This window comes from Arsenophonus sp. PmNCSU2021_1 (assembly GCF_036919435.1).
Lineage (GTDB): Bacteria > Pseudomonadota > Gammaproteobacteria > Enterobacterales > Enterobacteriaceae > Arsenophonus > Arsenophonus nilaparvatae.
Genome location: NZ_JAZHPL010000004.1, coordinates 450,939 through 464,584, shown reverse-complemented (window position 1 = coordinate 464,584; position 13,646 = coordinate 450,939). Strand labels below are relative to the sequence as shown.

Genomic DNA, 13,646 nt, shown 5'->3' with positions numbered 1-13,646 from the left:
AACGGTCATTAACGGAGAGTCAGGGGATGTATGCCAGTGAGCAGGATTTACGCGCCCGCTATAGCGCCCCGTTGATAGAAAAACTGGTCGACGGGCGCGGCGATGAGGCGGCAGCCCGGCAGAAAGTGGACCAGGCGCTCAGCGATGCCAGCGCCCTGATGGACAGCTTTATCGCGGCCCGTTACGCGCTGCCGCTCTCGGTGGTGCCGTCGGTGCTGAAACAGCATGCCTGCACCCTGGCGTTTTACTACCTGAATGACGAGCGGGCCACTGAGCAAACCCGCCAGCGTTACCAGGATGCGCTGCGCTGGCTGGAGGCGGTGAAAAAGGGTGAACTGCCGCTCGGGGTGGATAACGATAACCAGGCTCCCGACAGTGCCGACCTGCCGCAGATGCAGGCCGAGGCGTCGGTGTTCGGGCGCAGGCAGAAGGGGTTTATCTGATGATTGTCTCCACCGAAAACGCCTTGCTGGCGCGACTACATGAGGTATTTGGCAACACGTTGCGTGATATCGCCACCCATCCCGGCGACTGGAGCGAGGCGGGGCTGCGTGATGTGCTACTTACACCGCCCTCGGTATATCTGGTGTGGCTGGGAGCGCAGGCGGGTCAAGTGAAAGGGGTGATTGACAGCCGTTTTGTTTTTTACGTGGTGGCCGAGGTTATCAATGGTGCCGAGGGAGACCGCCCCGGCCTCTACCAGATAGTGGCGCGGCTGATAGCGGGCTTGTCGGGTTTTCGTCCCGGTCATGCCGGACCGATGCGTTTTGAAGAAGGGCGCAACCTGTACACCGAGCAACAGGGGCAACATGGCGTGGTGCTGTATGGCACTTATTTCACCTGCGAGGAGCCGGTGCCGCCTTTGCTTCAGGATGACGGTGTGGATGCGTACCTGCGCCATTATCAAACCTTTACCCAGACGGACGGCAGCCCGCCGTTCGCCGCCCCTATCACCCTGCGCGGAGAGAACAACGACCATGAATGACACCGATAACGCTTTGATGCGCTTCCCTAACCCGCATGACTTACCGATGATTTTTGTGGTGCCGGCCCCGGAGCGTGCGGTGCGTGAACCGAATTCCCTGCGGATGTTACCGGATACGGGGGCCTGGGTGCCGCGCAATGCTTTCTGGCTAACACGCCTGCTGCGTTTCAAGGATGTGCTGGAAATCCCGCCCCCATCCAAACCGGCGGCCACCCGGCAAACGTCAGCCCCTGCCGCCTTGAGTAAACAGGAGTCGCCTTCATGACCATAAGCTTTAATGAAATCAGCGCCGGGGTTCGCCTACCGCTGACGCATATTGAGATTGATAATTCGCAGGCCGTCACCGGTACCCCGACCACGCTGACCCAGGTGCTGATGTTGGGTCAGGCCGCCATCAAGGACGGCAAGGTCGACGGCAGCGGCGCAGTAGACACGCCGGTCCGCATCACCCGCGCCGATCATGCCGCGACACTCTGGGGCCAGGGATCGATGCTGGCGGCGATGGTGAGGGAATTTTTAACCGATAACCCGGATGCGGTGTTAACCGTGATGGCGCAGGGTAACGGGGCGGGCAAGGCCGATGCCGGCAGCCTGACCTTATCGGGCACAGCACAACAGGCCGGGGTACTGAATGTCTATCTCGGCGGTGTGCGGGTGCGCGTGACGGTGGAGAAAGGCCAGCAGGGTAAGACGGTCGGTGATGCGTTGGCGACAGCGATTAATACCCTGCCGTCGCTGCCGGTGACCGCGGTGTCTGCCGCCCCGGGGGGTGAAAATGTCACTGCCGATCAAACGGTGGTGACCCTGACGGCACGGTTTATTTCCGACTATTCGGCGCAGGATATCCGCCTGAATTATTACGATGGCGAGATAACGCCGCCCGGACTGGCAGTGACACTTGCCGCGCCCGCTGCACGGGCGACGAACCCTGATTTGGCCAACAGTATTGCCGCGCTGGGGGATACCCAGTATCACCATATTGTCATGCCCTGGCTCGATGCGGCTAATCTGAAATTATTGAGTGAAGCGCTGCGCGATCGCTGGGGACCGACCAAAATGTCTGACGGCATCGCCTGGGCGGCCCATACCGGCAGTCTGGGGGAAATCACCCAGTTCGGTAAGACGCGCAATGATTTTCTGCTGACCTGTAGCGGCATTCAGCGCGCCCCCGAGCCGGGCTATCTGTGGGCGGCCACCCTGTGCGCCATTGGCGCAAAACATTTAAGTCTTGATCCGGCGCGCCCGCTGCAAAGCCTGCGCCTGCCGCGACGGCTGGCGCCGGCATTGTCTGACCGGCTGCGCCCCAATGAGCGTAACCAGCTGCTGTATGACGGCATCGCTACCGTGACCGTGGGGGCCGACGATGGGGTGCAGATTGAGCGGCAGATAACCACCTATCGTACCAACGCCTATGGCGATCCGGATCCGTCTTACCTCGATGTGAATACCGTGGCGACGCTGTCTTATCTGCGCTATTCCACCGGGGTACGCATCACCCAGCGCTTTCCGCGCCATAAGCTGGCCGATGACGGTACGCCGGTGGCACCGGGGCAGGCGATGGTGACGCCGGCCATTATCCGCACCCAGTTACTGGCGCTGGCGATAGAGTGGCTGGAGGCGGGGCTGATTGAGAACTTCGAGCGCTTCCGCGACAGCCTGATTGTCGAGCGCAACAAAAACGACCGCAACCGGGTAGACGTACTGTGCAGGCCGGATGTGGTCAACCAGTTCCGCATTTTCGCAGAACAAATTCAGTTCATTTTGTAAGGGGGTACGATGGCATTTGGCAAACTGCAATACCAGGGCAAGGCCATTGTCCGGGTTAACGGGCAGGAATACCCGACCCTGACGGGGGCCACCTTTACCCCGTCCGGGGAAAAACGCGAGGAAGTGACCGGCGCACGCGTTTATGGCTACAAATCGACACCTCGCGCCGCCACGCTGGAATGCAAATTCCCGGCGCGGGGTGATCTGAGTGTGGACGTCATCAACGGCTGGCACGATGTCACGCTGGAGTTTGCCGCCGATTCCGGCGAAACGCACATGATGACCAACGCCTGGAGCAACGGGGAAGAATCCCTGACGGACGCGGGCGAAATTTCCGCCAAATTTACCGCCATTCGCAGCCAGCGTGTGGCGTAAGGAGCAAGCATGACCCACAGCATGGAAACCCTGGCGGCGGCCCACGAGGTTGAAGGGGTGTCGCCGGATATCGCCAGTGTCGCCGACGAACTGGCGCGCGGGCAACTGACCCTGGTTGACGGTCTGGTCACCGGCAGCGGTGATGATGAACAGCGCCATACGGACGTCACCCTGCGGCCATTAACCGGCAAGGACATTATTGATGCCGAATTGGCCGCCGAGCGGGTGGTGCAGACGGCTAACGGCTCAGAGTTAGTGCGTTCGCCAGCGATGGTGGAGTTTGAGCTGCTGCGCCGCCAGGTCGCCCGGCTGGGCAACCTCAACGGCCCATTGTCGCTGCTGCAACTGAAAAGCCTGTCGGCGCGGGATATTGAACGCCTTATCATCGCCCAGCGTCTGGGCGGCAGCGCGCTGGCCGGCCAGCTGGCGGCTGATGCGGGGCGACTGGATGCAGTGTCGGGAAAAAATTGAGGAAGCGGCGCTGATGCTCGCAACCGTTACCAAATCGGGCATGGACTGGGCGCTTTCCCTGCCGTTAATCCGGCTCTACCGGCACTGCCAGCAAGCCACCCATTTATTACAGCGTGAGTAACCGATGGCAGAAAAAAAAGTCAAAGCCGCCGTCATTGTTGACCTGCTGGGCACCCTGCCCCGGCAGGCGCGGCTGTTCGGTCAAAGTCTGGTCGGCATGGGGCGGCAAGGCGGCGCATCCCTGCACGGTCTCGGTCTGCGGGCGAATAGCCTGGGAAGTCAGCTTGACCGGCTGGGCCATCAGGGCCAGCGCACCTTTAGCGGTCTGCGCCTGGGGCTGGCGTCGGTGTCATCCGGTTTTGACCATCTGGAGACGCGCGCCAAGGCGGCCTATGGCGGCGTAGCACGCCTTTACGGGCTGCTGGCCGGGGGCGCGGCACTGGTTGGCCTGAAAAAAGCCTTTATCGACCCGGCGGCGGCAATGGAAAACTACACCATTCGCCTGAACGCGCAGAATAACAAGAACAAGGGACAGACCGACGACGATATTCAGTGGGCGACGAAAAACGCCAAAGACACCACCTGGGGCTTGCAGGGCGTCATTCAGGAGTACACGACCAGCCGTGAATTTGGCATGAACCGAGAGCAGGCGAGGCTTTTTGTCGCCATGCTGGAAGACCAGGGCGCGCGGCACGGCTGGACGCTGCCGGAAGCGCAAGGTGCCTCCCTTCAGCTTAAGCAGATGTTTTCCCGCAAAAGCATTCAAGCGCAGGATGCGAACCTGTTAACCGGCTATGGCGTTGATGTTTACAGCATCCTTGGCCGGGCGCTGGGAAAAACACGTCCTGAAATGCAGGCTCGCGGGGAAAAAGGCTTGCTGGGGCCTGAGTCTATTCGCTTGCTGTTTCAGGCGATGCGGGCAGAGGCCAAAGGGGCGCAGAAAGACGCGATGAACTCGTGGACGGGACTCACTTCCCAGCTGGGTGATGTCTGGCAGCAGTTCGCCGTCAAGGTAATGAATCAAGGGCCGTTTAAACGGCTTAAAACCGAGTTAAAAGACTTTCTGGATGTTGCCGGCGAGGCGCAGGAAAGCGGTTTGCAGGACCAATGGGCCAACCGGCTGGCCAGCCGTTTTAACGGGGTATTCGACAGTGCCCGACGGGGCGTCACGCTGTTTAAAAATGGCCTGAGCCGGGTCAATGCTGAATTGATGGCGCTACGCCAGGCCGGTTACGGCGACACCCTCGACACTATCGGCAAATATGCCGCTAACACCGCCAAAGCCATGCTGGCGATTTACGTCGCCTCGAAACTGGCCCGTGTCGGCATGGCGATAGCCCGTCCCGCCTGGGGGCTGGCCAGTGCGCCGGTGCGTTACCCGTGGCGGGCTTATCGATGGTGGCGTGGGCGCGGCAAAAATGCCCCGGCGGGTTTGCCTGGCCCGGCACCGTTTGCGATGGGCGGCGGACTGGGTGCGCCGGTGAGCGTGTTTGTCACCAACTGGCCGGCGGGCGGCGTCGGGGGAGGCAGTGAGACTTATGTCGATGGCAGCGGACGCACCCGCCGTAAAGGCTCGCGCCTGCGTCCGGGCCGTCCAGCGGCCCCGGTGCCGCGCTCCCGTCTGGGGCGGGCGGCCTCCGCCGTCTCAGGCTTCTTTGGCGGCCTGGTCAATCGTGCAGGCACCCTGCTTGGCAGCGTGCCGGGTGTGGCTCGTGCAGGCCGGTTTATGGCCTCCATTGGCCGCCGCGCCGGCGGCTGGTTGAGTCAGGTGGGCGAGCGGGCCAGCGGCCTGTTCGGCGGCGCAATGCAGACACTGTCGGGCGCGACCGGCTGGCTGAGTAATAAGGCCGGCGCACTCGGTCGCGGTGCCCTGCGGTTTGGCAGTCGGCTCGGCGGCCCGTTACTCACGGCTTTGTCGGTTGCCCCTACGCTGCTCGATAAAGACGCGACAGCCGAAGATAAAGGCGGCGCACTGGGGTCGGCAACCGGGGCGACGGCGGGCGGACTCGTCGGCGCTATCGGCGGCCCGATTGGCGCGGTGGCCGGCTCGATGCTGGGTAGCGTACTCGGCGAAAAACTCGGCGGCTGGCTGGGCGATATCTACGCCCGGTGGGACAAGCAGGACGAGCAACAGGCAATACCGCAGGCAGTGAAAGCCCAGGCCGACATGCGTATCGCCCTGGCCCCGGGCCTGGTGCTGCAAAACAGCGCCGTCACCGACAGCAACGCCTTTGGCTTACAGCTCGATGTGTATAACGGCGACAACTACCGTATTTATTGAGGTGCGCAGATGAAAAGTACCGGTCAGGGCCGCTTTCGCGGCGTGCCTTTCTGGGTTTACAAAGAGCAGCGCAGTCGCGGCGGTCGCCGGGTGGTGCGGCGTGATTACCCGCTGCGCGAACACGGCGGGGCAGACGATTTAGGAAAAAAACTGCCTGAGCACACCTTCACCCTGTCACTGACCGGCGATGATGTGCAGGCGCAGCGGGTACGGCTGACGCAGGCGCTGAATGCGCCGGGACCGGGCGAGGTGTTGCACCCTGACTGGGGTACGCTGTCGGTGCTGGTTGAACATTTTGAAAGCCGCTACAGCGTCGATAACCAGCGTCTGGTGGAGTTTACCGTCACGGTGGTGCCGGTGGCCGATGAGACCGCCCCTGCGGTGGCGCAAGATACGGCTGGGGTGGTCAATCGCCAGGGCGACAGCACACTGGCCGCACTCTTTTCAACGCTGGCTGATGGCTGGCAGGCCTCGCTGCATGACGCGCAGGCGTTGATGGATACCGTTAGCGAGCAGGCCAACACGCTGGAAAGCGCCCTCACGGGTCTGGGGCTGCTGGCCGATATGCAGAGCTTTAGTGCCTCGTTTACCGCCCTGCGCGGCAATATCCAGGGGCTTATCAGCACCCCCGACCGCCTGGCGCTGGCCTTCAAGGGCATTTTTCAGGGCATACAGCGCCTGCCGGCTTACCCCCAACCTGAGCAGATAAAAAACCGGGCACGCGCGCCGGTCTCCCCGCAGCCCGGCGCTCTCCAACACCAGATAGTCCAGCTGGCCGACCGGCTGGACAGCGCTTTGGTCCGTCAGGATCGCCTGCGCGATAGGCAGGGGCTGCAACCTGCCACCCGCGCCACGCTGCAACTGCTGCACAATACGCTGCGCCTGGCGGTGGCGGTGGTGCAGGTACAGATGTTGTCGTCCCTGCTTACCGCCAGTCTGGCCGCGGTCGGCCAAAACGCACCGGCGCAGGTGTTGCCACACACGGTCTCGCCCGCCCCGCTGCCGCTCAGTGACAGCGCCAGCGTCTGGCTGGAAAGTACGCCGGATGTGGTGCGCGTCAGCCAGCAGGTCGCGCGCCGACTGGATGCGTGTGCCCTGACCAGCTCGGCGCTGGGCTATCAGAGCCTGGCCTTGCAGGTGCGGGCGTTAAGCCGCGCCTTTGTGGCGGATTTATCCCATCGCGGCGTGGCGTTACCCGGCCTGATCCAGGCCGCAGTGACAATCACCGAGCCGGCGCTGGTGACCCTGTACCGCATCACCGGCGATGCGCGTGACACGGCGCGCTTTATTCGTCGCAACCGGCTGCGTCATCCGCTGTTTGTGCCGGGGGGCGAGCGCGTGGAGGTGCTCGGTGGCTGAGGTGGCGTTGCGCATCGACAACCGGATTTTCACCCACTGGCTCTCGGTCAGTATTACCCGCGGGCTGTCGCGTCTGGCCGGGGATTTTACCCTCGGGATCATGATGCCCGGCCAGGCGTTGCCCGACAGCCTGCGCGCCGGCGGAACGCTCGCGCTGACCCTTGACGGGCAACCGGTCATCACCGGCTACCTGGACAGCGTATCGCACAAGATGGCGGCCGACGCGGCACAGGTGACGATAAAGGGCCGGGATAAAACCGGCGATCTGGTGGACTGTTCGGCGGTCTATCCGGGCGGGCAATGGCGTCAGCGCACCCTGCAACAGATTGCGCAAGACCTGTGCAGCCCTTTTGGCATTGCGGTGCGCTGGGCGGTGTCTGACCCCGAGGCCGCCAAACCCTTTACCTCCTTTACCCTTGAACTGTCTGAAAGCGTAGCGGATGTGCTGAGCCGGGCGGCGCGTTACCGGGGGGTTTTGGTGACCAGTGATGCCGATGGCGATCTGGTGTTTACCCAGGCGGCGAACACCGCCACTGACACCCTGCGTCTGGGTGAAAATCTGTTGTCCGCCGAGTACACCGAGGACTGGCGCGACCGCCACAGTCAGTATCGGGTTAAAGGCCACGGCGGCGGCGGTGGGCACGCCGGCGACGCCAACACCAACGCACTGCGCGCTGCCCCCAAGGGAGAAAGCGACGACCCCGCGATGGGGCGTTACCGCCCCAAAGTGATTCTGGCTGACAGCACACTGACCCCCGCCACCGCACGGGCGCGCGCCCTGCGGGAAAGTCGACGGGCATTGGCCCAGTCAGAACGCTTTACCACCGTGGTCAAGGGCTGGCGGCGCGAAAGCGGTGAACTGTGGCAGACCAATCGGCTGACCCGCGTCATTGCGCCGCGTCTGTCGATGGTCAGCCGTGACCTGTTGATTAGCCAGGTGCAGTTTGATCTCGATGCGGACCAGGGGGAACGCACAACGTTAACACTGGCCCCGCGCGAGGCGTTTATTGTGCCGGCGGAGGCCGAGCGTCAGGCGGGCGGTACTGACGGCGGCGTCGACGGTCTGGTGCGGGCCTGGCTTAACCAGGGGAATAAACTCGATGAGTAATATCGCACTGCAACGGCTGCTTGCCCCGGTGATACGCGGGATCCGGCTGTTGTTTGGGCGTGGCGTTCTGACCGGGGTCAATGACAGCCTGAAAGCGCAAAACGTCCAGTTGACGGCGCTGGACGGCGAAACCTTCGATGAGGTCGAGCGCCCGCAGCAATACGGGCATATCAGCGTGCCGTTGCCGGGGGCTGAGGTGGTGTTTGCCTGCCTGGGCGGCAGTCGTGACCAGGCGACCGTGCTAGTGGTAGAAGACCGCCGTTATCGACCCACCGGACTGCCCGCCGGGGATAGCGGCCTGTATCACTATGAGGGGCATCGTCTGCGTCTGACCCGGGACGGGCGCTGCATCATCACCTGTAAAACACTGGAAGTGGTCGCCGAGCAGGAGGCGGTGTTTAACACTCCGACAGCGCGCTTTACCGGTGATGTGGAAATAGCAAAGAGCGTGAGCGTGAAACAGAACATCACGATTGAGGGCAGTGCTGAATCTAAAGGCACCTTAACCGCACCGGAAGCCGTTATCGGCGGTGTCAAACAGAGTGCTCACCGCCATCAGGAAAATGGCCGGGGCAGTCTGACCGGGGGGCCGCAATGAGCGACGCGGCGCTACGCTGGATGAATGGCGAGGGGATGCTGGTACAAGAGGGCGCGGATTTACTCGCCGACGACAGCCTGACGACCACGGTGCTGCTGTGCCTGTTTACCGACCGGCGTGCCGAGGTCTCCGACTGTTTGCCGGATGGCGGCCATGACCGGCGCGGATGGTGGGCGGACAGTTACCGCGACCGCCCGGTTGGCGCGCGGCTGTGGCTGCTGTCACGGGAAAAGGCGCTGCCTGCGGTATTGGCGCGGGCGGAAGCCTACGCCCATGAGGCGCTGCGTGGCCTGCTGGACGCCGGGATGATAAGCCAGTTGCATTGCCAGGCGAGTGCGCCGCTGCCGGGCTGGCTGCGACTGACCGTGCGCCTGACGCTCAAGGACGGCAGTGCGCGCCCGTTTACCTTTAAAGCCCGTTTGGAGGGGATGTAAATGCCGTATCAGATACCCACGCTCGGCGAGCTTATCAGCCAGACGCAGCAGGATGTGGCGCAACGCCTGCCGGGCGCGCTACCGGCCCAGGACAGTCTGCTGGGTGCCATGGCGATGGCGCAGGCCGGGCTGTCGGCGCTGGAGCATGAGCACCTGGGCTGGATAGCCCGGCAAATCATTCCGAGCGACGCCGACGAAAGCGAACTGCTCAAACACTGTGCGTTCTGGGGCGTGGTGCGCAAACAGGCCGCACGGGCCAGCGGCCCGGTCAGGCTGTCGCTGTATGATGCCGCCAGTGTGCCGGTCGGCACACGTTTGCAACGGGCTGACGGCGCGCTTTACCGCCTGACAGACGCCGCCGAGGGCAAGGCCGGCAGCGTAACGGTCAACGTTGAGGCCGACCAGCCGGGGCTGGCGGGTGACTGCGGTGCGGGACAGTCCCTCGGTTTTGTGACCCCGGTTGCCGGGGTGGCCCAGCAGGCGCTGACGGAAGCACCGGGTATTCGGGGCGGCGCTGACCGCGAGCGCGTGGAGGAATTGCTGTCGCGCCTGCTGTATCGGGTGCAGTTTCCGCCGGGCGGCGGCACGCGCTGGGATTACGAACGCTGGGCGCGCGAGGTGCCGGGCGTCACGCGTAGCTGGTGTCTGCCCACCTGGAACGGGGCGGGCACGGTGGGCGTGACCTTCGTGATGGACCATCACCCGGATATCTTCCCCGGCCCGACCGATATTGCGCGGGTGACCGACTATCTCGCGCGCCACCGGGACCCGGCCACCGGCGAGTGGGTCGGCCAACCGGAGGGGCCGACGGTGACGGTGTTTGCGCCAGGGGCAAAAAAGGTCGATATCACGCTGCGTATCGCCCCCAATACCCCGGATAACCAGGCCCGTATCCGCGAGGCGCTCAGGCAACTGTTTTACACCGCGGCCAAACCAGGCGAAACCCTGTTGCCTTCGGCATTCTGGCGTGTGCTGTCCGGGATAAGCGGGCTGGATGATTACGCCCTGAAAAACCCGCTGACGCCGGTCAGTAGCGGAAAAACCGAGCTACTGGTGATGGGGGATATCACATGGCTTTAAAAGCACACCAGCGCGCACTGCTGCAACTGCTGCCTAATGGCCTGGCCTGGAACAAAGCGCCGGATACGCTGCTGGCGTCGCTGGCCGACGGCCTGGCCCGCAGCACAGCACGCGTCACCGAACGCGCCGAGCAATTGTTGGCCGAGCGTTTTCCGCTGACCGCCACACTGTTGCTGGCTGACTGGGAGCGTTTTTTAGGGCTACCGGACTGTGATATCGGCGACGATGCCGGTATCGATGAGCGCCAGCGCTATGCGGCCAACAAACTGCGCATGAAACCGAGCCTCAACCGGCAGTTTTACATTGACCTGGCGCGGTCTTACGGCTTTACGGTGAACATGAGCACCTTACCGGATAATCAGTGGGTCACGATGGTGACGATTGAGACCGACGTGGACTATCGCCCGATGCATGTGCTTGACCCGATCACCACGCCGCTGCGTATTTATTATGCAGGAATACTGGAATGCCTGTTAAACCGCTATAAGCCGGCGCATCAGGACTTTCGCTATGTGTATGCTGACAAAAAGGAGAAAGGCTAATGTATTTTTTAGATAACAACAGCGGCATTGCCACCATGCCGCCGCTGAAAGAAACCCAGAGCACCACGCCGTTATGGTTTACCGAGGGCGACGGCCACAAGGGCATCAGCTGGCCGGGGGAAGACTGGTTCAATATCCAGCAAGCTGAACAACTGGCCTTGCTGGACGCCGCGGGCATCCGCCCGGATAAGGGCAAGTTAAATCAGCTGACGCTGGCTATCCGGGCGATTATCGGTCAGGAGGCGTTACTGAAAACCCAGGCATTGACGGAGATTGCGGCAGCGGGTAAGACGGCGCAGGAAAAGGCCCGCACGCATCTGGGGCTGGGCAAACTGGCGACCCAGGACGGTATTCAGGAAGCCACGGTGCACCGCAAAGGGATTGTGCAGTTAAACAGTTCCCCTCGCAGCGCGGACGACACTACCGCCGCGACACCCAAGGCGGTCAATGACCGGGTGAATGCGGTTGTTGATAAAGCGCCGTCCGATTTAGATACGCTGAACAAGCTGGCCCAGGCCATCAGCAATAACCCCAAATTTGCTGAAAACGTCATGCAACTGTTGAGTCAAAAACTGGCAAAAAATGAGAATGGGGCGGACATCCTGGACAAAAATCAATTTATAAAAAACCTTGGTTTGTTGAAAACCATAAATCTGGCTAAAAATGCCACACCCAATCAGCGTAAAATTAACGGCAAAACGCTGACTCAGGATGTGCATCTAACCGCAACCGATGTTCATGCTGTTACTCCAGAAATATTACGTGTAGAAATCCCTGTCGGCGTTCCTCTTCTTTGGCCTACTGAAACGCCTCCGACAGATTGGCGTATATGCAATGGTGAGAGCTTTGATAAAAAACAATATCCACTTTTAGCGCTGGCTTACCCGTCGGGAAAGCTCCCTGATTTACGCGGCGAATTTATTCGGGGCTGGGATGCAGGACGAAAAGTGGATAACGGACGCAAAATATTAAGCGTACAAGGTGATTCCCTTCAAAATTTCACTGGAAACATAACCGGCATTCAGTTTGTCGGTCAATCACCAACCAGTGGGATTTTCAAAATGGGTAGTCGAACAGGCGGCAGCAGTATTGGTTCTGGAACCAGCGGCGTATTCGCTGTTGATTGCTCAGCCAGTTTTCAATCTGGTTTGAGAACCGCGTCAGAAACAAGGCCGCGAAATGTCGCGTTTAACTACATTGTCAGGGCAGCATAAAGTTTTTATCTTTTCGGAGCTTCCGGTCACGCAATATCCAGCGTTTTGCTGATATCGACACGGTTTAGCAGCACGCGGTATTTTTCATTACCACTCAATCGTTAACCAACCATTGGCACCATCGCTACCGTTACCGCCAGCCGTCCCAGAGATGCGTGTTCCACCGCCACCACCCCCTCCAGCACCATAGCCGTAAGCAGGTCGGGCATGGTGCGCTCCTTGTGACCCGACATGGCCACCTGGGCCACCTCCACCAAAAGCGCAGGATGCGCCGCTAGCCGCTACCATATAAAAAGTGCTCATGGCATTCAAGTTGCCGCCAACAGCCGTCTCGCCATAGGGATAACCGGCACCACCGTAGCCATTTGTTCCTCCTATACCAGGTGGCCCACCATCACCTCCGGGTAACGTGAGTAAATCGCCTAGCGCCGTCAGGCCACCGTTTCCGCCTTTTATTCCTGAATTATTCGACGCTCCTCCTGCACCGCCTTTGCCACCACGACCTATCGTAATGGTTATCTGTTCACCTGGTGTTACTTTCACAGCTTCACGTATAACCGTTTTTCCCGCACCACCGCCACCTCCGCCACCTCCGCCAGAGGTATAACCATTCAGATAGCCAAGTCCACCGCCACCACCGCCCCCTGCTCCACAGCCTGAAACATAAACGGTCGTAATGCTTTCTGGAACGGCAAACACACCACCGTTAAAAAAGGTAGAAAAGCGAGGTTCTAACAAACCAAGGTTTTATGCAATTTAGAATTTGGCTTAAATTTTGACCAAAACCAGCAATGACAAGGCTTTCAGAGGGAGAATAAGAGGCTAAAATGGCAAAAATAGGCTATATGAGGGTGTCAAAAAATGACCAAAACACCGATTTACAGCGAAAATCGTTAATTTGCTCAAAATGTGAGCAGATTTTTGAGGATAAAATCAGCGGAAAAACAGACCAGAGAGCTGGATTAAAACGCGCGCTAAATGCACTGAAATCAGGTGACACTTTAGTCGTCTGGAAGCTGGATAGACTGGGTCGCAGCATTAAACATTTGATTACTTTAATATCCAAAATGGAAGATAAAGGTATTCATTTTCATAGTTTGACGAATGCATTGATACCTCTACGTCCGCTGGCCGTTTTTTCTTTCATGTGATGAGTGCGTTAGCACAAATGGAGCGAGAACTGATTGTTGAGCGGACTAAAGCAGGTTTAGCAGCAGCAAGAAGTAGGGGGCGTATTGGCGGCAGACCTCAGTCGCTATCTTTTGCACAGCAACAGGACGCTCAAAAATTATTGGCTAACGGTCATAGCAGAAAACAGCTTGCATTACTGTATGGTGTTTCATTGACCAGCATCTACAAATATTGTCCCGTTGATCGTACCACTCAAACAGACCAAAGTGCCTCCGATGAAAAATGACAGTGTAATTTCGTT

The 13,646-nt window shown here is 60.3% G+C and carries 17 protein-coding genes and 1 pseudogene; 16 read left to right on the top strand and 2 right to left on the bottom strand.

Going from position 1 to position 13,646, the window contains the following annotated elements; all coding sequences use genetic code 11:
• Window positions 1-26 precede the first annotated feature (26 nt).
• The 10 genes from V3224_RS06995 to V3224_RS06950 are packed head-to-tail and all read left to right on the top strand — an operon-like array spanning window position 27 to window position 8,346.
• Entirely contained in the window at window positions 27-443 is a 417-nt protein-coding gene (locus V3224_RS06995) for a gp436 family protein (protein ID WP_334467914.1), read from the top strand.
• Window positions 443-985 carry a phage protein Gp37 gene (locus V3224_RS06990; RefSeq protein ID WP_334467915.1) on the top strand — a complete coding sequence of 181 codons (543 nt, stop codon included), beginning with the start codon at window positions 443-445 and terminating at the stop codon, window positions 983-985. Before V3224_RS06995 ends, V3224_RS06990 begins: the two co-directional genes overlap by 1 nt.
• On the top strand, window positions 885-1,250 hold the full coding sequence (locus V3224_RS06985) for a DUF2635 domain-containing protein (RefSeq protein WP_334469522.1): 366 nt from the start codon (window positions 885-887) through the stop codon (window positions 1,248-1,250). The genes V3224_RS06990 and V3224_RS06985 overlap by 101 nt, the downstream gene beginning before the upstream one ends.
• Window positions 1,247-2,752 (top strand): phage tail sheath subtilisin-like domain-containing protein, encoded by a 1,506-nt coding sequence (locus tag V3224_RS06980; protein ID WP_334467917.1) that lies wholly within the window; start codon window positions 1,247-1,249, stop codon window positions 2,750-2,752. The genes V3224_RS06985 and V3224_RS06980 overlap by 4 nt, the downstream gene beginning before the upstream one ends.
• Before the next feature lie 9 nt (window positions 2,753-2,761).
• A complete protein-coding gene (locus V3224_RS06975; protein WP_334467919.1) occupies window positions 2,762-3,127 on the top strand; it encodes a phage tail tube protein in 366 nt (121 codons plus the stop codon).
• A 9-nt stretch (window positions 3,128-3,136) separates the two neighbouring features.
• On the top strand, window positions 3,137-3,598 hold the full coding sequence (locus tag V3224_RS06970; RefSeq protein WP_334467921.1) for a hypothetical protein: 462 nt from the start codon (window positions 3,137-3,139) through the stop codon (window positions 3,596-3,598).
• Window positions 3,576-3,719 carry a hypothetical protein gene (locus tag V3224_RS06965; protein ID WP_334467923.1) on the top strand — a complete coding sequence of 48 codons (144 nt, stop codon included), beginning with the start codon at window positions 3,576-3,578 and terminating at the stop codon, window positions 3,717-3,719. Before V3224_RS06970 ends, V3224_RS06965 begins: the two co-directional genes overlap by 23 nt.
• Before the next feature lie 3 nt (window positions 3,720-3,722).
• Window positions 3,723-5,879, top strand: a complete 2,157-nt coding sequence (locus V3224_RS06960) for a tape measure protein (RefSeq protein WP_334469520.1) — start codon at window positions 3,723-3,725, stop codon at window positions 5,877-5,879.
• Window positions 5,880-5,888: 9 nt separating this feature from the next.
• The gene (locus V3224_RS06955; RefSeq protein WP_334469518.1) at window positions 5,889-7,238 is read left to right on the top strand and encodes a DNA circularization protein; all 1,350 of its coding nucleotides are present in this window, start codon (window positions 5,889-5,891) and stop codon (window positions 7,236-7,238) included.
• On the top strand, window positions 7,231-8,346 hold the full coding sequence (locus V3224_RS06950) for a phage baseplate assembly protein (protein WP_334469516.1): 1,116 nt from the start codon (window positions 7,231-7,233) through the stop codon (window positions 8,344-8,346). The genes V3224_RS06955 and V3224_RS06950 overlap by 8 nt, the downstream gene beginning before the upstream one ends.
• On the opposite strand, the gene V3224_RS06945 is transcribed toward V3224_RS06950, so the two are convergent.
• On the bottom strand, window positions 8,318-8,515 hold the full coding sequence (locus V3224_RS06945) for a hypothetical protein (RefSeq protein ID WP_334470380.1): 198 nt from the start codon (window positions 8,513-8,515) through the stop codon (window positions 8,318-8,320). The two genes, V3224_RS06950 and V3224_RS06945, sit on opposite strands and share 29 nt — an antisense overlap.
• Between V3224_RS06945 and V3224_RS06940 the strand changes: the two genes are divergently transcribed.
• From V3224_RS06940 to V3224_RS06920, 5 genes are read left to right on the top strand one after another with little or no spacing between them, the layout of a single operon-like run.
• A complete protein-coding gene (locus tag V3224_RS06940) occupies window positions 8,435-8,944 on the top strand; it encodes a phage baseplate assembly protein V (RefSeq protein WP_334470336.1) in 510 nt (169 codons plus the stop codon). The genes V3224_RS06945 and V3224_RS06940 overlap by 81 nt on opposite strands.
• The gene (locus tag V3224_RS06935) at window positions 8,941-9,378 is read left to right on the top strand and encodes a phage GP46 family protein (protein WP_334469514.1); all 438 of its coding nucleotides are present in this window, start codon (window positions 8,941-8,943) and stop codon (window positions 9,376-9,378) included. The genes V3224_RS06940 and V3224_RS06935 overlap by 4 nt, the downstream gene beginning before the upstream one ends.
• Entirely contained in the window at window positions 9,379-10,458 is a 1,080-nt protein-coding gene (locus V3224_RS06930; protein ID WP_334469513.1) for a baseplate J/gp47 family protein, read from the top strand.
• Window positions 10,449-11,000, top strand: coding sequence for a YmfQ family protein (locus tag V3224_RS06925; protein WP_334469511.1), 552 nt, complete (start codon window positions 10,449-10,451; stop codon window positions 10,998-11,000). Before V3224_RS06930 ends, V3224_RS06925 begins: the two co-directional genes overlap by 10 nt.
• Complete coding sequence (locus V3224_RS06920; protein WP_334469509.1) at window positions 11,000-12,214, top strand: tail fiber protein; 1,215 nt, start codon at window positions 11,000-11,002, stop codon at window positions 12,212-12,214. Before V3224_RS06925 ends, V3224_RS06920 begins: the two co-directional genes overlap by 1 nt.
• Before the next feature lie 87 nt (window positions 12,215-12,301).
• Here V3224_RS06920 and V3224_RS06915 read toward each other — a convergent pair whose 3' ends face one another.
• Entirely contained in the window at window positions 12,302-12,913 is a 612-nt protein-coding gene (locus V3224_RS06915; RefSeq protein WP_334469508.1) for a glycine-rich domain-containing protein, read from the bottom strand.
• 128 nt (window positions 12,914-13,041) lie between these two features.
• Between V3224_RS06915 and V3224_RS06910 the strand changes: the two are divergent.
• Window positions 13,042-13,631 (top strand): annotated as a pseudogene (locus V3224_RS06910) (recombinase family protein).
• Window positions 13,632-13,646 lie beyond the last annotated feature (15 nt).